14 protein-coding genes are annotated in these 21631 nt (G+C 54.5%); 10 read left to right on the forward strand and 4 right to left on the reverse strand.

The window, feature by feature from the left end; genetic code table 11:
• Window positions 1-40: 40 nt before the first annotated feature.
• On the reverse strand, window positions 41-628 hold the full coding sequence (locus F8N96_RS14770) for a cysteine hydrolase family protein (RefSeq protein WP_150798406.1): 588 nt from the start codon (window positions 626-628) through the stop codon (window positions 41-43).
• Between the two features lie 372 nt (window positions 629-1000).
• Here F8N96_RS14770 and F8N96_RS14775 point away from each other — a divergent pair, with 372 nt between their 5' ends.
• The 10 genes from F8N96_RS14775 to F8N96_RS14820 all read left to right on the forward strand — a co-directional run bounded on the left by F8N96_RS14775 (window position 1001) and on the right by F8N96_RS14820 (window position 16090).
• The gene (locus tag F8N96_RS14775; protein WP_150798407.1) at window positions 1001-2044 is read left to right on the forward strand and encodes an aldo/keto reductase; all 1044 of its coding nucleotides are present in this window, start codon (window positions 1001-1003) and stop codon (window positions 2042-2044) included.
• Window positions 2044-3519, forward strand: coding sequence for an aldehyde dehydrogenase (locus F8N96_RS14780; protein WP_150798408.1), 1476 nt, complete (start codon window positions 2044-2046; stop codon window positions 3517-3519). The genes F8N96_RS14775 and F8N96_RS14780 overlap by 1 nt, the downstream gene beginning before the upstream one ends.
• Window positions 3485-4399 (forward strand): SMP-30/gluconolactonase/LRE family protein, encoded by a 915-nt coding sequence (locus F8N96_RS14785; RefSeq protein ID WP_150798409.1) that lies wholly within the window; start codon window positions 3485-3487, stop codon window positions 4397-4399. Before F8N96_RS14780 ends, F8N96_RS14785 begins: the two co-directional genes overlap by 35 nt.
• Before the next feature lie 36 nt (window positions 4400-4435).
• The gene (locus F8N96_RS14790) at window positions 4436-6262 is read left to right on the forward strand and encodes a flavin-containing monooxygenase (protein WP_150798410.1); all 1827 of its coding nucleotides are present in this window, start codon (window positions 4436-4438) and stop codon (window positions 6260-6262) included.
• Window positions 6263-6428: 166 nt separating this feature from the next.
• A complete protein-coding gene (locus F8N96_RS14795; protein ID WP_191635352.1) occupies window positions 6429-8093 on the forward strand; it encodes an FAD-dependent oxidoreductase in 1665 nt (554 codons plus the stop codon).
• A gap of 48 nt (window positions 8094-8141) precedes the next feature.
• Entirely contained in the window at window positions 8142-9584 is a 1443-nt protein-coding gene (locus tag F8N96_RS14800; RefSeq protein ID WP_224794095.1) for an aldehyde dehydrogenase family protein, read from the forward strand.
• Between the two features lie 276 nt (window positions 9585-9860).
• On the forward strand, window positions 9861-11465 hold the full coding sequence (locus F8N96_RS14805; RefSeq protein ID WP_191635353.1) for a GMC family oxidoreductase: 1605 nt from the start codon (window positions 9861-9863) through the stop codon (window positions 11463-11465).
• Window positions 11462-12976: an aldehyde dehydrogenase gene (locus tag F8N96_RS14810; RefSeq protein WP_150798414.1), complete on the forward strand. Its 1515-nt coding sequence runs from the start codon at window positions 11462-11464 to the stop codon at window positions 12974-12976. Before F8N96_RS14805 ends, F8N96_RS14810 begins: the two co-directional genes overlap by 4 nt.
• A 28-nt stretch (window positions 12977-13004) precedes the next feature.
• Entirely contained in the window at window positions 13005-14633 is a 1629-nt protein-coding gene (locus F8N96_RS14815) for a GMC family oxidoreductase (RefSeq protein WP_191635354.1), read from the forward strand.
• On the forward strand, window positions 14630-16090 hold the full coding sequence (locus tag F8N96_RS14820; RefSeq protein WP_224794096.1) for an aldehyde dehydrogenase family protein: 1461 nt from the start codon (window positions 14630-14632) through the stop codon (window positions 16088-16090). The genes F8N96_RS14815 and F8N96_RS14820 overlap by 4 nt, the downstream gene beginning before the upstream one ends.
• Before the next feature lie 1133 nt (window positions 16091-17223).
• Here F8N96_RS14820 and F8N96_RS14825 read toward each other — a convergent pair.
• The 3 genes from F8N96_RS14825 to F8N96_RS14835 all read right to left on the reverse strand — a co-directional run bounded on the left by F8N96_RS14825 (window position 17224) and on the right by F8N96_RS14835 (window position 21238).
• Entirely contained in the window at window positions 17224-18279 is a 1056-nt protein-coding gene (locus F8N96_RS14825; RefSeq protein ID WP_150798416.1) for an aromatic ring-hydroxylating dioxygenase subunit alpha, read from the reverse strand.
• Window positions 18280-18446: 167 nt separating this feature from the next.
• Window positions 18447-19685, reverse strand: a complete 1239-nt coding sequence (locus F8N96_RS14830) for an MFS transporter (protein ID WP_191635355.1) — start codon at window positions 19683-19685, stop codon at window positions 18447-18449.
• Between the two features lie 89 nt (window positions 19686-19774).
• Complete coding sequence (locus F8N96_RS14835; RefSeq protein WP_150798418.1) at window positions 19775-21238, reverse strand: carbohydrate porin; 1464 nt, start codon at window positions 21236-21238, stop codon at window positions 19775-19777.
• Window positions 21239-21631 lie beyond the last annotated feature (393 nt).

Consider the following 21631-nt stretch of genomic DNA (forward strand, 5'->3'; position numbering starts at 1 on the left):
CATCCTCCAATTTTTACTATCCTTGGCTTACCGGTTCGGGTCACTGGGGTTCGCTCAGCAAAAGGTTTGAGTATTCAGACACGCTCATGACATCTGCTTGTTTTGGAAAAATAGTGTGCATCAGTGCGTCGTGCGCCACGGTGTCCGGATCGGCGCAGGCATCGGATAAGACAATGATCCGGTAATCAAGGTCATTGGCCTCTCGAACACCTGTCAGTACGCAACCGCTGGTATGAATGCCGGCAAAAACAACAGTGTCGATCCCCGCATTTCTCAATTGAGTGTCCAGGTCCGTGGTCAGGAACGGTCCCACCCGTGTTTTTCTCACCGCACAGTGAGTGGGTGCCGCACCGATCTCGCTAACTACCTGGGTCGAGGCGGCATCGCTCATGACCTTATCGGCGATGCTCTGCATTCTTAGGCCCATCTTGCTGGAAGCCGGGAAGCTGCTGAGCTCCTCGGGCGTAAAGGCTACGCGGACCGTCGCCACATAACCTCCTTGCGCGCGAGTCACACGAATGGCCTCTCGTACGCGAGCAAGCAAAGGTGCAGGGTTTTCCAGAGTGCCGAGAATGGTTGGCTGGAAATCCATGGCAATGATTGCAGTGGTCTTGGGGTTGAGATGCACGTTGTTCTCCTTCCAGTGCTCGCGGAGGACCTTTCAAGGTGCTGCCCTCCACGTAGCTGTCTGTGGTCTCGGTGCCCTTTTTAAGGGCCTATGGCAAAATCCGGAAAATAAAATTACGCATTGCGTAATTAAATTATCGTGTAAGTAAATAATGATATGGTGATCATGTCTCGGCGTCAACGATCGTTACCTTCTGCTTAGATCAGAGTGTCGAGACAGCGCTGCTGAGTGTGCTTGACACGCAGGTCTTGTTAAATTACGTTCTAAATAACCTAATTATGCAATGAGTAATTTTTTGCTGGGTTATCGCTGGCGGCGAGCCATCTGCCGGGGCGGTGAGCCTGGAAATGGGAATATTGCTTGGAGGTGGGAATGAAATATCGCAGGTTGGGTCGTACGGGCCTGAAAGTCTCTCCTCTTTGTCTGGGGATGATGTCCTACGGTAGTCCGGCTTGGCAGCCTTGGGTGCTTGAGAAGTCTGCTGCACGAAGTTTCGTCAAGCAGGCACTGGATGGCGGTATCAACTTTTTTGATACCTCTGACTTTTACTCCTATGGCCTCAGTGAAGAAGCGTTAGCCGATGCTACGCACGGTCTGGTACGTCGGGAGGAATTGGTGATCTCGACCAAGGTCGGTATGCCAATGAGTAACTTGCCCAATGAACAGGGAAATTCGCGAAAGCGAATCAGGGAGGGGATCGATGCTTCCCTTAAGCGCCTAAAGACTGACTACGTCGATCTCTATTTGCTGCACAAGTGGGATTCTGAAACGCCGATCGAAGAATCTATTGACGCCATGGAAGAGTTGGTCAAGGCCGGCAAGATTCTTTATCACGGCGTGTCCAATTTCAGAACGCATCAGATCGCTGGCGCTCAGGCACATTTGCGCTCGCGGAATGAAGGCAGTGGTTTGGCCGCGATGCAGCTTCAGTACAACCTGGTTTATCGGGAGGAGGAGCGCGAAACGCTGCCGTACTGTGGTGAAAATGGCATTGGCGTGATGGTTTACAGTCCCTTGGCGCGCGGCTGGTTGATTGGAGGCGATCAGAACGTCTCCGAGCTTACCCAGCGTGAGCGCACCCGTGTGCAGCAAGATGTGAAAGGGCAAGCACTTTACGGGAGCGAAGGGGATTTTGAAGTCCGGATTCGCCTGCATGAATTGGCGAAACAGCGCGGTATTCCTCCCTCTCGCATTGCCATGGCTTGGATCTTGGCCCGCCCGCAAGTAAGCACTATCTTGTGTGGCGCGCTCGAACCCCATCATCTTGCGGAGTCTATCGCCGCGCTCGACGTTGTCCTCAGCCCTGAAGACATGAAATACATCGAGGAACCGTATCGTCCAGGTCCCCTGCGCACGGCGGGTTACAAAGAAATTCTTGAACAACAAAAAAAAATGCAGCGGATCGGAGTTGAGTGATGGCTGAAGCTAAGAAGTTTCTCGTGAACGGCGAATGGCGAATGGGCAAGGGCGACTCATTTGAGTCCGTTAATCCGGCTGATGGCTCGGTGGTTGACCGGGTGTATAGCGCTACGGTGCAGGATGTGGATGATGCTGTACAGGGGGCCGCGCGAGCCGTTGAAGATCCGTCCTGGCGGAATATGCCGGCACACCAGCGTGCCGCGTTGCTCAATCGGTATGCCGATTTGATTGACCGTGACCGCGATCTGTTGTGCGAGCTGCAAACTCAAGATAACGGCAAGACGCTGGTTGAAGGTTATCAGCACATCAACGGTGCAATTCAGAAGTTCCGTTACTGTGCTGCCGTTTGTGAAACCCTTGAATCGACCATCATGCCGCCCCGCGGTGAATATTTTGTCTACAAGACCTACGAGCCAGTGGGTGTCGTCGCAGCCATGACTGCATTCAATTCTCCTATCCTGCATGAGGCTGGAAAGATTGCCCCGGCGCTTGCGGCAGGGAACGCGGTGGTGCTGAAATCATCTGAATTCACGCCATTGATTGGCTTGGAATATGGCCGCCTAGCGCTAGAGGCGGGTGTGCCACCAGGTATTGTGAACGTCGTCACTGGAGGCGCAGAAGTAGGCGCAGCGCTGGTCAATCACAAACAGGTCAATATGATCGCCTTCACCGGCGGAACCAAAACTGGCCGAATTATTGGTCATGCCGCGGCTGAGAAGATTGTTCCGTGTATTTTGGAACTCGGTGGCAAGTCGCCCAATATCGTGTTTGAAGATGCCAATATCGAGCACGCTATTGCGGGCGTAATTTATGGCATCTTCTCCAACGCCGGACAGTCCTGCATCGCTGGCTCCAGAATTATGGTGCAGGCCTCGATTTATGATGAGTTCGTTGGCAAGCTCGTCGCAGCCACCAAAAAACTGAAGGTTGGCTCGCCGCGCGATGCCTCGACCGCCGTGGCCCCCGTCGCATCATTCCAGCAGCGGGACATCGTTGAGCGGTTCATTGAAATGGGCAAAAAAGATCCTCTGGCGACGCTGCTGTGTGGCGGTGAGCGGCCGGCGGGTGAGGAGCTGGACAAAGGCGCCTATGTTGCCCCGACCCTGTTTGAAGTTCGAGACCACCGTTGCTCGCTTGCACAAGAAGAAATCTTCGGGCCTGTCGGCGTCATTTTGAAATTCGAAAATGAAGAAGATTTGGTGAGGGTAGCAAACGACACAGTCTTTGGCCTTTCTCTCGGCGTATGGACCGAAAACTACAGAAAAGCTATGCGAACCGTGCGCGCGATTAAAGCAGGTACGGTTTGGGTGAACACGCACAAGATTGGTCAGCCGAGTGTTCCGATGGGGGGGTTCAAGGAAAGTGGGATCGGTCGCGAAAATGGTATCGACGGGATTCTTGAATATCTTCAAATCAAAAATACCTACTGGAGCTTGAGTGAAAAAGCTATTCAGTGGCCACCAAAAGAATGAGGCCGTGATGCAAGTCGAAGCTGTGGACGTCGAGCGTGATTTGCTAGGTGAGGGCCCAGTTTGGGATGCGCGCATCAATGCGCTTTACTGGGCTGATCAGCTCGGTAAGCGCGTCAGGCGCCTGAATCCCGCCACGGGTGAATACAGCGAGTGGAAAGTCGATACAGTCTTGGGCTGTATCGTTCTGACCAGTGAAATAAACGTGCTGCTGATTGCGCTTACTGATGGTCTTTACACCCTCGACCTGCGTAACAGTCACTTTTCACGCATTGTGCACCTACCCCAACCTAGGACTGGAGTTCGGTTGAACGATGGCCGCGCTGACCGTTCCGGCAGACTGATCTTTGGCAGCGTTACCACCGATGGTGGTGAGCCTGCGGGTGTGGTGTATCGGTTGCTGACGAATGGAACAGTGGAAACCCTGCGTGAAGGTATGGCGATCGTCAATGCAATCTGCTGTTCCCCAGACGGGCGTCGGATTTACTACACCGACAGTAGGGAAGGGCTGATTTACGTAAGGGACTGCGACCTAAAAGGCAACTGGATAGGGGAAGAACAAATCTTCACCGATATGAAGCCTCATGGTGGCGCACCAGACGGCGCTACCGTAGATGCGCAGGGCGGGGTGTGGATTGCGCAAATCATGGGCGGAAAAGTATTCCGATTTTCGTCTGATGGTGTGCTGGACCGTGTGATTGAGATGCCTGCGCCTTACGTTTCGTCTGTCGCCTTTGGTGGTGAGCACCTTGATGTGCTGTACGTCACATCCGTCAGAGAAACCGGGATGCTTATAAGTACCGAGCACGAAGAGGCTGGCAAGTTATTCGCCATTACCGGGCTAGGCGTCACAGGCATTGCCGAGCCGTATCTGACTTTATAAACGCTCACGGCCAATTCTAATAAGAAGGAGAGTGCAATGGTCGATAATGACAACCTGACTGATATTGTAAAACATTGGCTGGCTGCTTTTGAAAAGGCGTTGGTTGAGGGTGATCGCTCTGAACTAGAGGCGCTATTTCTAGGAGAGTCCTACTGGCGCGATCAAGTCGCGTTGACTTGGGATATGCGCCAGGCGCATGGTCGGCAGCAGGTCGTGGACGGTTTGCTTGAGGTCCAGTCATGGACGCGCCCTTCAGCATTTTCCATCTCGGATATTCTCCCCGCACCAACCGAAGTCTCACTGCTGAACCACCAGGTAATCGAAGCCTATATCGTCTTCAAGGTTCACCATGGTCAGGGGCAAGGATTGCTTCGTCTTGTGCGCGATGAGTCATCGCGCATTGGCTCACGATGCTTTTTACTGGGGACCGATATCCTCAGTCTTAACTCCGTTTCGGAAACGCTCGGCAACCGTGTCACACGTGAACGGACGGCGCCGGTCTTCCCTCTACATGGCTATACGCCCAAACGCCAAGGGCAATATTTTAGTGAGCATCGAGTAGAGAAAAAGCTGTTCGAAAACAATGATCCGGATGTACTGATCATTGGCGCCGGGCACTCCGGGATGAGTGTCGGTGCGCGGCTGGACCGAATGGGTCAGTCGTATTTGATCATCGATCGCGGAAGCAGACTCGGCGATAGCTGGCGCAATCGTTATGAATCGCTGGCGTTGCATACCATCGGTGCAGTCAACAATCTTCCCTACCTGAAAAGTCCTGAGATTTTTCCCGATTATGTCGCGAAAAACCTGTGGGCCGATTGGCTGGAAGCGTACGGCAGGATGATGTCGCTGAATATCTGGTTACAGACTGATGCCGTTAGTGGTGCGTTTGATGAAGGGAGTGGGCGCTGGAACATATGCATCAAACAGGCCGATGGTTCTAGCCGTGTGATGCATCCCAAGCATATCGTATGGGCGACTGGTGGGATCGGGCTCAATCCAAAACCGTTTAACGCACCTGGGCTCGAAACGTTTAAAGGGAAGGTTATCCACTCCAAGTTCTACCGTTCGGGCAGCGAATTTGAAGGTCAGAACGTTTTGGTTGTTGGATCCGGTACAAGTTCGTTCGATATGTGCTACGACCTCTACCTGCGTGGCGCTAAGCCGACCATGTTGCAGCGCAGTGAGACATCGGTTGTCCCGCTCGAAGAAGGCGTGCGCTATAACCGGGACTACCTGCCAGGTGGGCAGTCGCTCGAGATCTCTGACCTTCGTCGTGGAGCGGGTGCCGTCTATCCGATCATCATTGAGATCCTGAAAAAAGAAACCACAGCGTGCAATGAGCGCAACGCCGAGCTATTCGCAAAGTTGAGAGATCGCGGCCTATGGATTGGCGACGGCGATGACGGCAGTGGTTGGCTGGGCAAGCTGTTCAAGAGCTTTAAAGGCTTCCATCTCAACATGGGCGTTCTTGAGGAGATCGTCGACGGCAATGTACAGATCCAGCAAATGTCGGAGGTTGAATGCTTCGTCGAAAATGGCATTCGTCTGAAAGACGGGACCGTGAAGCAGTTCGATACCGTGGTGGCTGCGACAGGCTTTATGAACTCCAATGAAGACGTTGCCGAAGTATTTGGTGATGAGGTCGCGGCGCGGGTCGGACCCTGCAGTGGACTTGATGAAACAGGCGAGCCGATGGGCCTCGCTAAGCCCCTCAAGCAGCGTCAATTCTGGCAAGTCTATGGTGGTATCAACGACTGTCGGCGGTTGAGCCGTCATATTGCGCTTCAGATCATTGCCCAGCTCAAGGGCTATGTGCCTCCCTTGAAACGATCTGACGACGGCGGGCTGACCAAACTGTAGGCGTTGCGTACTGGCCCACGGATGACGGACGCAATATCTGCGGGCCTTAGTAGCTAATGCGAGCCCTATCAACGTTGATACGTACTCCAAACCTGTGGCTGAAATCAGTGGGTTGTGTTGTCGCGAACTGATTTCTTGTACAGGCGGTAGACGGAGAAAAATTATAGTGATCAAAGTCGAAGATTCATCCCGTTCGCCTGATGGCAACGGACAGGTAGATACTCCAGTACTGATCGTAGGCGGTGGTCCTGTAGGCCTTTCGCTGGCGTTGGAGTTAGCCTACCGGGGTGTGAAATGCTTGCTAATCGATCAGGGTGACGGCGTTGTCCGCCTTTCGAAAATGGGGCATGTATCGGTGCGCTCCATGGAGCACTGCCGTCGATGGGGCATTGCCACCGATGTTCGAAATTGCGGCTTCCCGGAAGACTTCCCGCTCAATCAGATTTTTTGCACCAGTCTCAATGGTCAGTTGATTACGACCCTGGAGTATCCCTCTGGGTCGCAAGAGCCTGCCTCTCATCTGAGCCCCGAGAAAAAACAGCGTTGCCCTCAACTGTGGTTCGATCCCATTCTGGCGCGTGCGGCAGAGCGCTCCGAGCATGTCACGCTCAGATACCGAACGCGGCTCGTTTCGTTCAACGAAACCCAAGAAGGTGTCGAGGTCGTGTTGGAGAACCTTGATGACGGTACTCGCGAGACATTGCAAACCACTTACCTTGCTGCTTGCGACGGGGCTGGTAGTCGGGTTCGCAGAGCCTTGGATATCGAGATGCAGGGCGATCCGGTGTTGAGCTACTCCACGGGTATCTACTTCACCTCGCGTGATCTCCTGAAGCATCAGCACGTTGGAATTGGTTCGCGGTATTGGATGGTCGGCACCGAAGGTGTCTGGGGCAATCTCACTGTTGTAGATGCCAAGGATGTCTGGCGGCTTACGATCACGGGCAACAAAGAAAAAGTCGAGGCTGACAACTTTGATGCTGATACATGGCTGCGACGTTGCCTGGGTCGTGATGACATCGAATACTCCATCACTGCGGTGTTGCCATGGCGCAGAAGTCGCCTCGTGGCCAGTGCATTCCGGCGCGGGCGGGTGTTTCTAGCGGGAGACGCTTGCCATGTAAACGCGCCCAACGGTGGCTATGGCATGAACACTGGGCTCGGTGACGCAGTCGATCTGGGCTGGAAGCTTGCCGCGACCCTGCAGGGTTGGGGGGGCGAAGGCTTGCTGGATAGCTATGAGCTTGAGCGCCAGCCGATTGCCCAGCGCAACGTTGATGCTGCTGCCTATAACTTCGGCTCCACGATGCCAAAGGTGGATTACTCTGGCGTGATCCTGGATGGCCCAGATGGAGAAGCCTCGCGGCGCGCTGTCGCTGACGCTATGACTCAAGGCACGCGCCAAGAGTTCGAGACATATGGTGTTCATCTTGGGTACCGCTATGAAGGGTCTCCAATCATCGTCGCTGATGGTTCCCCGATGCCTGAGGATCACCTTTCTGACTATGTGCCAGTGGCCAGACCAGGGCACCGAGCTCCGCACATCAACCTTTCTGACGGCCGATCGATTCTTGACCTTTTTGGGAACGGGTTTGTGCTGCTGCAGTTCAAGTCGCGCGATGGGGCCGACCTTGCTGGTTCGTTGACGCATGCCGCCGCGAGCATGGGTGTTCCATTGAGTGTTGAGGTGATCCTGGATCCGAAGGTGCGAGATCTTTATCAGGCCGATTATGTTCTGGTGCGCCCCGACGGCCATGTCGCCTGGCGAGGTAATTGGCTGGATATCAGCGCGAAGATGCTGATCGATGTAGTGAGTGGATGTGCACGATAAACACAGTGCTGTTTAGTTGCTTTATAGCATCGGATTACCTTTAAGAGGTTGGGTATGACTCAAGAATTCAAGAACCTTATCGATGGTCAGTGGGTGGCGGGAGACGGCTATTCCGAGAACATCAACCCAGCCAATACCGGTGAGGTAGTCGGCAGGTTCGCCAAAGCGTCCTCCGAGCAGGTTGCCGAAGCGGTAGCTGCCGCTCGGCGGACCTCGAAGAAGTGGGCGGCGGTCAATAGCCAGGAGCGGACCGACATTCTGCGTCGTGCAGCTCACGCGCTGCGCACCGAGAGCGCGCGGCTTGGTGAAGTACTGAGCCGAGAACAAGGTAGAACGCTGCGCGAGGCCATTGGCGAAGTCATCAGATCTGCACAGGTTTTTGAGTACTTCGCGGGAGAGGTCGTGAGAACGGGCGGTGAGATTTTCCCCTCAACCCGATCGGGCGCGGACGTCTATGTAACGCGTGAACCCGTGGGTGTGGTCGGGATGATCACGCCATGGAACGTTCCTAGTGCAATTCCAGCCTGGAAAATTGCGCCAGCGCTAGCCTACGGTAACTGCGTGGTGATCAAGCCAGCAGATCTGGTGCCTGCCAGTACGTGGGAGATTTGTCGAATCCTGAAAGAGTCAGGGCTTCCCGATGGCGTATTGAATTTGGTTATGGGGCCTGGACGGCAAGTCGGTGAAGCACTGCTAAATGCGTCGGATATCGACGCTATTACCTTCACTGGATCAGTTCCCACAGGTCGTCACGTGGCATCCAGTACTGCACAGCGGCAGAAGAAAGTGCAGTGCGAAATGGGAGGGAAAAACCCTCTAATCATCCTAGATGATGCAGACCTTGAGTTGGCGGTAGAAATCGCCATTGACGGTGGTTTCTATTGGACTGGGCAGCGCTGCACGGCATCGAGCCGTCTGATCGTTCAGGAAGGTATCCACGATCGATTCGTAGCCAGGATGCTCGAAGTGATGGGCACGCTGAAAGTTGATAACGGCCTGTTTTCCGATACACACATCGGTCCGGCGGTTGATGAGCGTCAGTTGAACCAAAACCTTCGCTACGTTGACATCGCCAGAGACGAGGGCGGTGAAGTTTATGGTGGAGAACGGTTGACGCGCGACACCCCTGGATTCTTCATGTCGCCAGCGTTGATACTCAATACCGAGAACCACTGGCGCATCAACCGTGAGGAGGTCTTCGGTCCTGTGTGCAGCGTGATACGTGTCAAGGATTATGAGCAGGCATTGAACATTGCAAATGATACGGAGTTTGGATTGTCTGCCGGTATCTGTACCAATTCGCTGGCTCACTCGACCCACTTCCGTAAGCATTCCACGACGGGAGTCGTCGCGGTGAACATGACCACTTCAGGCTCGGAATATCATGTCGCATTTGGCGGGCGCAAGGCGTCAAGCTACGGCGCACGGGAGCAGGGACGTTACGCCCTGGACTTCTACACAGCGATCAAAACCTCGTATGTAAAATCGTAGCCAACCAAAAAAACACGGTCTTGAAACGCGCCGGTTGTTATCTGTTCAGGTGTGGAAATCTGCGAATTTCCCTCGAGCTGACAGCGGCCGTCGTATCCGAATCAAGCGGAGGCTTAGCGTGATAACAAAACAACAACAGCTAATGCATTCAGTTACTCAGTGGCATTTGCACTGTTCTGAAACATGCTTTTCAACGATGACGCCGCAGTCCCAGAGCGGCGCGGGCGAATCACTCGTCAGTGCGATTTCGCGCGTTGCTGCGCAGGGGAGCACGTTATGACACAGCCGGCACAGTGGGATCATATTGTTGTCGGTGCAGGCAGTGCAGGTGCAATCGTCGCGGCCCGTTTAAGTGAAGATCCGACCTGCAAGGTTCTGTTGCTGGAGGCCGGGGGCGAAGCAAACAGGCTACGTTTCAGAATTCCAGCGATGTCTGCCACCAAAGTCCTTGGCGATCCTCAGTACGATTGGTTGTTCGTGACCGAGCCAGATCCATCGCGCCTGGACAAAGTGGATGTCTGGTTTCGCGGCAAGGTGCTCGGGGGTTCCTCCCAGCTCAATGGGACTATCTATGCACGCGGCAACCGATCGGATTACGATCACTGGGAAACATTGGGTAATACCGGCTGGAGTTATGATGCGCTCTTGCCGTTCTTCCGCAGGCTGGAAAATGGTAGCGCGATATCCGCGCACGAGTACGGACAGGCTGGTCCAGTGCATATTTCTCCTGCCAAGGGCGTGCCGAAGATTTGTCATGCGTTTATCAAGGCGATGGGTGAGATCGGGGTGCCGGCCACCTCGAACTACAATCGCGCAGCGCAGACCGGCGCCTCACTCACGCATTTCAACCAGCGCCGCGGACTGCGGGAAAGCACTGAACATGCCTTCCTGAAAGAGGCGAGAAAACGCCCTAACCTGACGGTCATGACGCACACGTTGGCGCGTCGGATTGTCTTTGAGGGCAAACGGGCAATTGGCGTTGAATTCGATCACGACGGTAAGACGCGTATCGAATATTCCCGGCACGATGTGGTGTTGTCGGCGAGCGCGTTCAACTCAGCCAAACTGCTCATGCTCTCCGGAATCGGTGATCCGGACGCACTAAGCAAACACGGCATTGCCACGGTGCATGCCAACGTTCATGTTGGACAGCACCTTCAAGAGCACCCCGCCATCCCGCTGAAAGCGTTCGTCAAAGTGCGGACAGTGAATCAGGATATGGGCGTTCTAGGACAGATGAAAACGGCAATACGCTGGCTGTTTACGCGGGGAGGACCGGCGAGTTTCATTTTTCCAGCTATCGCTTTCGCAAAATCAAGCAGCACGCTCGATTATCCAGATCTTCAGTTTCACTTTGCCCCTTGGATCAACGATATAGGTCCGGACGGAGTGAAGTGGCTCGATCGGGCTGGCGTCACCATGTTGGTCAATGTCAATCGGTCGTTTTCCAGTGGTTTTGTCTCGCTTCGATCTGCTGATCCCAATGATCCACCGCTCATCCAGCCCAACATGCTGGGGAGCCGTGAAGAGGTGGAACTGCTGAAAAAAGCGGTCCGCATGGGACGTCAGATATGGAAGACCAAGGCGTTTGCTCCTTATTTCCAGGAAGAGTATCCGTCCGGCGTAGACCTAGAAGATGACGAAGCGCTTGAACAGTTCGTTCGCCGGGAAGCTTCGCCTTCATATCACGCGTGTGGGACGGTGCGTATGGGCGTCGATGAGAGCGCCGTTGTCGATCCACGACTGAGGGTTCACGGTACTGAGAACCTGCGCGTAGTTGACTGCTCCATCATTCCGCAAGTGCCGTCGGGCAATATCAACGCCATCTCCATGATCATTGGGGAAAAAGGCGCAACCCTGATTAAGGAAGACAAACGATGAATACCAGAAGTGAAGGTATGAAAACGCCTGGTGCCTACGGCAGTGTTTTGAAGAAACCTGACTGCCTGTTCATCGGTGGTCAGTGGGTGTCGCCTCGCTCCGGCCATATTGCGTCACTGGTTTCGCCCATTGACGGAAATGTGTTTTCGCACGTAGCGCACGCAGGTCCCTCCGACGTTGAGGCAGCGGTCAAGGCCGCCAGGTATGCGTTCGATAAAGGACCTTGGCCTAGAATGTCACCCGCCGAACGCGCACCCTATCTCGCGCGCTTGAGCCAGGAAATTTCCGCGCGGGCGGACATCATGGCGGGGCTGCAAGCTGCGGAAATGGGAGCGCTTTATCACATGGCGTTGCCGGCGATTCCATTTTTCGCTGGCGCATTTGATTTCTATGCGGATCTGGCCACAAAGTTCCAGTTTGTAGAAACGCATCAGCCTGCAATGGGAGGCGTCGGCTATCTGGTGCACGAACCGGTTGGCGTGTGTGCGGCGATCGTTCCGTGGAATGGCCCGCTGATGCTGGCGGCTTGGAAATTGGCGCCCGCATTGCTCGCAGGCTGTACGGTAATACTCAAAGCTTCCCCTGAGGCCCCGTCGACATTGATTGCACTGGCGCAAGCGGTGGAAGCGGCTGATTTTCCGCCGGGCGTGGTTAATGTAATCACCGCAGATCGGGAGGTATCAGAACTTCTGGTGCGTCATCCCGATGTCGATAAAGTCAGCTTTACCGGCTCAACGGCAGCAGGTCGGAAGATTGGAGCAATCTGCGCTGATCGCCTGGCGCGTTGCACGCTTGAACTGGGTGGTAAATCACCGGCCATTCTGGCCGATGACTACGACATCGAGAAGTTTGCGCACCAGGTCGCACCTGCCGCGACACTTATGTCTGGCCAGATCTGCGCTGCCCTGACCCGGATCATTGTTCCCCGGAACAAACAGGATGCTGTGCTCGAGGCGCTTTCTGCGCGTTTGAGCGCCGTCAAGGTCGGCAATCCCTTCGACCCTTCCACGGGAATGGGGCCGTTGGCATCCGCCACGCAAAAGGCCCGCGTTGCCGATTACATTGCCAAGGGGGTGAGCGAAGGGGCTCGCCTGGTCTGCGGTGGCGAAGTACCAGAATCACTCGACCCTCGCTTCTACCTCGCGCCCACTGTCTTTGGCGATGTTAATAATACGTCGACAATCGCTCGTGAAGAGATCTTCGGCCCTGTGCTCAGCGTAATACCTGCCGACAGTGAGGAGCACGCCATCGAGATTGCGAATGCCAGCGATTATGGATTGGCTGCTGCGGTATTCACCGACGACCAGGATAAGGCGTTCTCAATGGCAAGACGACTTCACTCCGGTACGGTGAGTCAGAGTGCCTATCAGTCTGATTTCACGATTGCTTTTGGCGGATTCAAACGTTCTGGGATCGGTCGGGAGGGTGGGGTGCCGGGGCTGCGTGCGTACCTTGAGTCCAAAACCATTTTGCTTAATGTCGACGCCGGGTACACCGGGCCGCGTCATTAAGCAACGTAAAGTTCGTGGGTGGACGAAAATGGACAAATACGATTACATCGTGGTGGGTGCCGGGTCTGCGGGCTGCGTCCTGGCTAACCGTCTAAGCTCCGATCCGAGGGTTCGTGTCGCGCTGCTCGAAGCCGGTCAGAAGGATAGCTGGCATTGGATTCATATTCCCGCCGGCACTCGGAATGTCGTGGGCAACCCTAGGACTGACTGGTGCTTTGAGACCGAAAACGAGCCGGTAATGGGGCGCAAGTTTCCTGTGTTACGGGGCAAAGTACTGGGGGGGTGCTCCTCAATTAACGGGACTGTCTATACACGGGGAATACCTGAAGATTTCGACAGCTGGCGCGACATGGGCCTTCGTGACTGGGGGTGGGATGAGGTCAAACGCCACTACCGCAATCTGGAGCGGTTTCTGGACGGGGGTGATGAGATCCGCGGCGCTCAGGGCGAGTTGTGCGTAGAGCAGCCGCGAATCAAGATGGACATATTTGACGTTCTCGATCGCTCGGCCAAAGCGTTTGGTCTTCCCCATCGCGCCAGCTTCAACAGGGGCGAGAATGAAGGCTACGGCATGTTCGATGTGACCCAGCGCAGGGGACGAAGGTGGTCAGCTTCAAAGGCTTTCCTCGAGCCGGTGCGTCATCGCCCCAATCTTTCCATTCTTACCGAAAGTCTCTGCAAGAAGATCCTGTTTGAAGGTAAACGTGCTGTAGGGGTGATCATCGAACGCAACGGAGTAGAGGTAAAGTTGGCCGCTGCCCGGGAGGTCATTCTTTCGGCCGGCTCGATCGGCTCACCAACCATTCTGATGCATTCCGGTATCGGTCCTGCTGAGGTTCTGAGCAGTGCTGGGGTGGATGTTCGGCTTGATCGGACGCGCGTCGGAGAGAACCTCCAGGATCACCTATCTATGCGACTGGCCTGGCGCGTTAATGGCATCACAACCGTCAACTCGCTCTACCACAGTTGGCCGTCGCGGGCGCTTATGGGCGTTCAATACGGACTCTGGGGCTCAGGCCCGTTGACGATGGGCGCACCGTTGTGGGGGGGCTTTGTTAAAAGTGACGAACACCGGCCTATCCCCAACCTGCAGTTTCTCGCGATGCCTGTGACCGTCACTGGCGCCACTTCTTTTGCTGAGCCCGACCGCTTCGATGGGGTCTCGTGTGGGATCTATAACCTGCACCCGAAAAGCCGGGGCAGGGTATGGATAAAATCTTCGGATGTCCATGCGCGGCCCGGTATTCAACATAACTATCTCAGTGATGATGATGACAAAGTAGTTGCAATTGACTCCCTCAAACTGGTGCGACGTCTGTTCGCCCAGCCGGCTTTCCAGGCATTTACCCCCGAAGAGCTTCGTCCCGGCGCCGCCGTTGTGAGCGATGAGCAACTGCTTGCCGTCGCCAAGGAACAATGCGGAACGGCTTACCATCAAGTCGGTACGTGCGGCATGGGCATGAATTGCGATGATGTCGTTGATGAACGACTGCGGGTGCGGGGCGTTGAAGGGCTTCGCATTGCTGACGGATCGGTCCTGCCCAATCTGATATCGGGTAACACTAACGCCTGTATCATGATGATCGGGGAGAAAGCCTCAGAGATGATCTTGCATGATGCGGCTAAGCGCTCACTCCTAACGCAGGTATTCCAATGACAATGTACGGAACTTCTATTCAGATTGCTCATCCCGAATCTCAATACATCAATGGCCAGTGGAGCCCTGCCTGCGGTGGGAGCGCCTATGCCTTGACCGACCCCTCCACCGAGGAACAACTCGATGGTTTCGCGATGGGGGGCGTCTCTGACGCTGAAGCCGCTATCATCGCTGCCAGGGCAGCATTTGATCACGGGCCATGGCCCACGATGGATCCTCGTGAACGGGGCCGGCTTATCGGCGCGCTGACCGAGCTACTGGAGGCGCGTCGTGGCGAGCTCGAAGAGGCATGGACCGTGCAGACGGGGGCGTTGCCGTCGATGCGTTCCCGAGCGGTGAACAACGGTTTGGGCCATCTCGCTCGCGCCGCCGATCAGGCTGCCAAGTTCGAATTCGAGCGGCGCGTGGTGTCTGCGGTGGGCGAGGCAGTAATCCGCCGAGAGCCGGTTGGCGTGGTGACGGTGATCTCTTCTTGGAACGGGACATTGCTGCAGACGGCGAGCAAAATAGGCCCTGCACTGGCAGCTGGTTGTTGTGTCATTGTAAAACCCGCGCGCTCCACGCCGATGGAGGCAAAAATCATCGCAGAATGTGCTGACAAAGTAGGCTTTCCCCCTGGCGTGATCAATGTTGTCTTACTCGCCAGCGAAGGGGGAGACAGGTTGGTGACGGATGCGCGGGTGGATAAGGTTGCGTTTACCGGCTCAACCCAGGTAGGCAGGCATATCGCGAGTACCTGCGGTGATCGCATTGCCCGTTACTCATTGGAATTGGGCGGAAAGTCGGCGGGCATTGTGCTGGATGATGCTGACATTTTCACCGTGGGCAAGATTATGGCGCGCACTATCACTGCGCTCAGTGGCCAACTGTGTGCCACGTTGTCCCGGGTTATTGTGTCGCAAGAGAAGCATGATGCGCTGGTTGATGCCATCACCCAAGAGATGGCCGTTATTAGAGTAGGCAGTGCATACGACGCCGCTACCGAAATGGGGCCTATGGCGTTGCACAAACAGCTTCAAAGTGTGGAGCGTCATGTGAGTCGGGCTCTGGAGGAAGGCTGCACATTGGCATTCGGCGGAGCACGTCCGAAGCTTCCAGAGAAAGGCTACTTCTTCCAACCTACGCTGCTCACAAATGTATCTGAAGATTCTGCTATCGCGCAGGAAGAAATCTTCGGCCCTGTGCTGGTTGTGATCAAGGCCCGTGATGAAGAGCATGCGATCAGCATCGCCAATAACAGTGCATACGGTTTACACGGTTCTGTCTTTACTAATGATAAAACCCGGGCCCTGGAGGTTGCGCGGCGTATTCGTACTGGCAGCTTCGCTCAGAATGGCATGAAGCTAGATTTTGCACTTCCATTCGGTGGCTACAAGCAGTCAGGCGTTGGGCGTGAAGGCGGCGAGGAGGCTCTGGTCGGGTATCTGGAAACGAAGACCATTCTGTTGGACTTCTAAGCTAATCATCCTCCCGGGCAGGGCGCTTGCCCGAGGCCTGGGTGGGATGTACGCCCGCTGTACTTAAGCAAAACACTGATTAACCTGGCGGCTGCCCCGCCAGGTTGATTCGTCTCCCTGCAACACCCAGCTAAGCTTTTGCTAGCGTCCTCTGCCGGTCATCCACTTATGGTGTCAACAAGGGTTTTGATGGGCCCGTTGAGCGATCGGAGCACATTGTCTGTTTTATCCTGCAGCGACAACGTCAAGGCGTTGCATTGTACAGCCCATCAAGGTCGTCTCAAATTGCTAGTACATCGGGCGATCTTCACTGCCTTCCGGAAGCGCTGCGGAGTCAGATTTGGCGTTCTGCAGCGGGCCAGTCACTTCTTGCCAAGGCGCGCAGACTCTTGCTGTCGGCAGGACCTCGATTGACAAGAAGGAGGAATGAAACGATCCGCGAGCGCGAGACGTTTTTTTTATCTCACCCAGTTGTTACTCGCTTGTATCAAAGTGTTCATCTTCACCGTGGCCTCCTAAATCATCGACATGCGATTCAAGCAAAGACTCCCAATACGATCACCAGCAAGGCGATAAACGCAAATCTCATGAATGTGCGGGAACGATAGTCAACGTCTAAAATGCAGTAACTCTCGTAAGGTAATGAAGGTGGTGGTGCCTACAGAGTGCATTATTTTGTCAGGTATTTACGATCCACATGAGGATCAGGCTACTCATCAGGTCAGGCGGTTAGGGGCGAGGGTTGGCTGTAGAAAGTGAGGTACTGAAATCGTACATCGGAAGAGCCGGTAGTGAGGTCGGGAAGGCGATGTTGTTCGCCGGTATGCCGTCCACATGGTGCGGACTGTCCGACGCCGATTGGAAGTCAGGCCAGGATCGTGTTGACACCGGCGCTGGGGCATTTGGGTTGCCGCGGCCCGCTTTACACCCTGCTAGGTATTGATGTTGTGCAGTTTGAGCTGACGCGTTCGGTTGTTGTCTAGACGCTGCGTACGTTCAGTCCCACAACTAAGCCGTGAACGGGGAAGCCATGCAGAAAATGTGTCCCAGTGCTGTTGACCTTGTGTGATCAACAGCACTGCAGGAACCAACGTTGATTATCTGGCCGCGATGGCCATCGGCAGACCTTGCGCTTAATAAATCCGATCGGCCTTTGCTGTGTCTTCCTTGGCACTGATCATCTTGTTGAGCGTGCGGCGAACCAGTACTCCGGCGCGGTCATTGACCAAAATCGCAGGTTTCAAATCAAACAGTTCCTGGTCGCCGAGGACCACCTGCTGGGCCTCGATCATGGGAATGTCTTCTTCTCCGAAAGCCTTGTGCAGCGCGCCGAGTATTCGACCATCGGTTTCGCTGTTATCCAGCATGAAATCCCTAGAGTTATCGAAAAGATAATGCGTCGAGGTGGCCGTCTCGGGTGTGAACAGGTGCGCAGAACGTGAAGACACTCCCTCAGGCTCATAGGGCGGCCGGTCGAGTTGGGTGTAGGCGATGTCATGGCTGATAAGTGCAGGCGCCTCCCATTTGACGTAGTCGTAGAGGTCTACTTTGCCAGTCCCCTCAGGGAGGGCCACACTGAACAAGCCCGGCGCGGTAATGTTATGCGATTCCACTGTAACGGTGAGCGAATCCTCAGACTTCAGAACCTTGGGGTCATAGGTTGCATACAAGTCTTCTGTCATCAGTGCGTCACCATGCAGAAATAATGCATGAGAAATGTCCAGAAGGTTATCTAGTAGAAGCAGATAGTTGGCCTTCACGTGGAAACGGCCGCGTACGTGGGCGCGCTTGGAAGAGCCGAGAAACTCGAACTCGGCTGGGATCAGATTTGGGTCCGCTTTGGTTTTGTCGCCCACCCAGAACCACACCACGGAGTACTTTTCGCAGACGGCGTAGGACGGAATGGTCTTGTTGGGAAGATTCCCTTTTTCATGCGGGTTACGCACGCACTCGCCGTGTTCGTCGAATTCGAGACCGTGGTAGCCACATCGGATAACATCGCCACATTGTTTGCCGCGGTGCAGGGGGGCATAGCGGTGGGCGCAGTAATCGGCAATTGCCGCTACACTGCCGTCCTGTTTGCGGAAAAACAGGACCGGTTCGTTGGCAATTTTCTGATTGAACAGTTCGCCTTGCTTGATTTCGTTAGTCCAGGCTGCCGCATACCAGCAGTCGCGAAGAATTCTCATGTATGGTTCTCCGTATTTTTTGTTTTTCTCTGTTAAATTACGCTTTGTGTAATTCGGTTATTCAGAGAGTAATGTTGCGTTTGTACCAAGTCAAGCTAGATGCAGCGCGCACTTGCAGCCTTTGGTTGTTCAGGGCAGCGCAGGGTAGCGCGCCACCGATAGAGCAATTATGAACAGACGGCTGCAGCTGCGCGGACGGCCTTCATGTTGATAGTGAGGAACATCAGGCCGCCCAGAAGGTAGAGCGCAACGCTGGCCCTCACTGCATACTCGTAGTTGCCGAAATGATCATGGGCGATGGAAAAAGCAATACCCCCAAGCGCCATGCCAATACTGATAATCATGGCCATTACAGATACGACGCGGGCAAAGTTGGCGGCGCCGAACAAACGCATCGAGAAGTATTTGATGTAGTCCCCTTCCGCGCCCTGTGCGCCACCGATGAGGCCGATGGAGAGGGCGACGATAATCATGGGGACCTGGTCGGCTGTGAACTGCGAAATCACCGCAGCGCCGAAGGCGCCGAGTGCAAGCACGATAAAGGCGACGCGGGTGGCATCGAAGTGATCAAAGAGCCATCCAGTTATGATCCTTCCCAGTCCAACGGCCACCGCAAATACGGATACCAACATTGCGGCCTGCAGTTCATCGATACCGCGGTCGCTGAGCAGTGGCTGGAGATGGGTTACAAATCCACCGATGGGAAATGCCGCGACCAGCGAAGCCAGCGAAAGCTTCCAGAAAACGGCATCGCCAACGAGTGACCGATAGGTGCGTGGCACGGAGTTCAACTTGTTTTTGCCTCGCCCGTCACGAGGCTCTTTGAACCACAGCAACAGAAGTGGTAACCCGATCACCAGCTCTGACACGGCGAGCACAAAAAAGCCGACCCTCCAGCCATAGGTCTGAATGATGTAAGTAATTACCGGAATGCCCAGTGCCGCCGCGACGGATATTCCTGTCATCATGATGCCGATGGCAGTCCCCAGTCGCTGATCAAACCAAGGCATAACCCCACGGGCAATCGTCACCGAGGTAATCATTGAGGCGCCGATCGAGAAGTAAGCAACTACACCAAAGAATACCAGTCGATTTTCCGGTAGCAGGCCAAGCATGACGCATGCACTGGAGATGCACATTATTCCGCCAATCGCGACCTTTCGAGCGCCCACCCGATCAATGAGTAACGCAACAAACGGCAACAGCACGGCGACAGCCAGACCGGCAATGGGACCGATCGCCAGCTCGCTTCTGGACCATCCAAGGTCATGTTGCATCGGTTTAATAAAGGCGCCGAAGGCAATGCCGATGAAATTCCAGCTCACCGCCATAGCAAAAAAACCGGCGACCAGGATTTTCCATCCTTGCTGCCATTCTCCTGAAGTGTTCTGTGCGATTAGGGGCATGTTATCTCCGAGCATTAAGGCCGCTGATTGTCTGTTTGCTTGTCAATTGCCAGGCGGATCGTCATGAAGTATCCGCCGGCGCCTGCGCACTAGAATGAGATCAGGAAGTTAAGAGATGCTAGCAGCGCATCGGGATAATCATTAGCGAATGAAGGGTGATGGATCCAGGATAGCTGGGGCGTCAAGTAAACGCCTGATGCGACGTGGGCAACATATTGAACATCCACCTGCGTCTGATCAGACTGAGTATCAACTCCAAGCGATCGATAATAATCCGATGCATCTTTACTGAAAGCATTGTATTTGAAGGAGACACTTGTCGCATCCAGTGGGCGACTCAAAAATGGCGCCTTATAATACAGCTTTGCAGTGTAGCTTCGAGTGTATACGTTGACGTCAGACGGAGCAGCCTGGATACCAATGTTTGTATACAGGCCACGATAGGACAGCCAATTATCTGGTTGTGTAAGTTGGAAGTCTGCTAGCGCGTACACCGCCTTGTTTTCGTTCTTGCCGCCATCAAATTTATCATATTCCGAGGTGTTATAAATCACACCTGCTCGAATCCATTTGTAATATTGATCGGGACTTGATTCGTTTTTGTCGCCAATTTCACCAATGTAAAGAGCGTTGGCGTTATTTTTATGAAATTGGAATCCGATACCGTTGTGATCTCCTTCCCAAGTCCTGCCAAGCGTGGAAATACTTTGGGAGATACCGAGCTTTGTGTACGGCCCTGATTCACCACCTAGTTGAAAATTGAAGAAAGGTGACCCGAAAGGGCTTGCGGGCAGGCCGACCTGTAGGGGGATGAGAGAGCTCAGCGAGTCCGAGAGTACCAGTTGTCCACCGGTGAAAAGGCCGACAAACCGAGTCCACTGGGGGCCATAGCCAAAGTTCACCGACATGCTGTCGTCGAGGAATGACTGGTAATAGGAGATTTCATTGATGCTGGTGTCGTTGTCGCCTTTCTGGACTTCAGCGGTCGTGTAATAAGACCCGGCGACAAATGTCATTTTTGCGTTCGGCACGCCGAGAAGTTTGTCCAGGTCGGATACGATAGTAAGCGATGGGCCGCCATATAGCAGATCTGCGTCCTGGCCCACGTATCCATTTTTAGGCGCGGTGCTGTCTCGAAGGTTGGCCGTCACACCGCTCTTGATGCGTAACTCAATATTGAAACCTTTCTCTGCAAGCTCGCTTCGCCATCCTCCCTTGTTGCCGAGAATGCTGTCTGAGATCGGGGGGAAGCGTGAGGTCAGACCTGGGGCTGCAAGTGCATTGATTGGAGCCCACTCATCGGCGTTCGAACGAAACTGCTCAGCGAGTTGCCTGGAGGTCTCGGTGTCCGGGTTTGCAGAACCTGCGCTGGCAGCGGGTTGCGCTTCGGGTTGGCCGACGGGGGGGATGGAGGGTGCGGTATTCACTTGCGGGTTGGCAAACACACAAGGGCTGGCGAGCAATGCCTGTATTGCGAGAGCGGATGCATACAGCGAAATACGCTGCTTCCTGACGGTCAGACATTCACGCGTCAGAGTGACGTGTTTTGGCATTAGAAACTCCGAATTTATTATATTTATTCGATTTGACCTGGGGTCAAATATTCATCGTTTAGAGCAATCCACCTACCTGCAGCAGGCGTTCCTTTGAGCGGTTATGGCGTGCGGTTCTGGTTTTACTTAAATTACGCATTGCATAACTGGATTACTTAAAACGTTACTCTGTGGGAGTGATGCTGTCAAACAAATGATGCGCTCAGTTGTCGGGCACATCTGGTGCGATTGTGCTGGCGCGCTCAAGCCTCTTTGCGCAAGAGCTCTGTGTGTGCCGTAATAGATGGGTTTTCGCTGTATTTGATCGGGCGTTCTGCGCGAGATCGCATATTTATAGGGCGGGATTTTTTGGGGCGACGCATAGCAATGCGGAGAGTTGTGCACCCAGTATTA

Source organism: Pseudomonas fluorescens (genome assembly GCF_902497855.1).
Classification (GTDB): domain Bacteria; phylum Pseudomonadota; class Gammaproteobacteria; order Pseudomonadales; family Pseudomonadaceae; genus Aquipseudomonas; species Aquipseudomonas fluorescens_BI.

What these genes read in the sequence shown, in the direction of transcription:
- F8N96_RS14775 (WP_150798407.1), top strand. Translation starts at nt 1,001, where the DNA reads ATGAAATATCGCAGGTTGGGTCGTACGGGCCTGAAAGTCTCTCCTCTT.
- F8N96_RS14780 (WP_150798408.1), top strand. Translation starts at nt 2,044, where the DNA reads ATGGCTGAAGCTAAGAAGTTTCTCGTGAACGGCGAATGGCGAATGGGC.
- F8N96_RS14790 (WP_150798410.1), top strand. Translation starts at nt 4,436, where the DNA reads ATGGTCGATAATGACAACCTGACTGATATTGTAAAACATTGGCTGGCT.
- F8N96_RS14805 (WP_191635353.1), top strand. Translation starts at nt 9,861, where the DNA reads ATGACACAGCCGGCACAGTGGGATCATATTGTTGTCGGTGCAGGCAGT.
- F8N96_RS14810 (WP_150798414.1), top strand. Translation starts at nt 11,462, where the DNA reads ATGAATACCAGAAGTGAAGGTATGAAAACGCCTGGTGCCTACGGCAGT.
- F8N96_RS14815 (WP_191635354.1), top strand. Translation starts at nt 13,005, where the DNA reads ATGGACAAATACGATTACATCGTGGTGGGTGCCGGGTCTGCGGGCTGC.
- F8N96_RS14820 (WP_224794096.1), top strand. Translation starts at nt 14,630, where the DNA reads ATGACAATGTACGGAACTTCTATTCAGATTGCTCATCCCGAATCTCAA.
- F8N96_RS14825 (WP_150798416.1), bottom strand. Translation starts at nt 18,279, where the DNA reads ATGAGAATTCTTCGCGACTGCTGGTATGCGGCAGCCTGGACTAACGAA.
- F8N96_RS14830 (WP_191635355.1), bottom strand. Translation starts at nt 19,685, where the DNA reads ATGCCCCTAATCGCACAGAACACTTCAGGAGAATGGCAGCAAGGATGG.
- F8N96_RS14835 (WP_150798418.1), bottom strand. Translation starts at nt 21,238, where the DNA reads ATGCCAAAACACGTCACTCTGACGCGTGAATGTCTGACCGTCAGGAAG.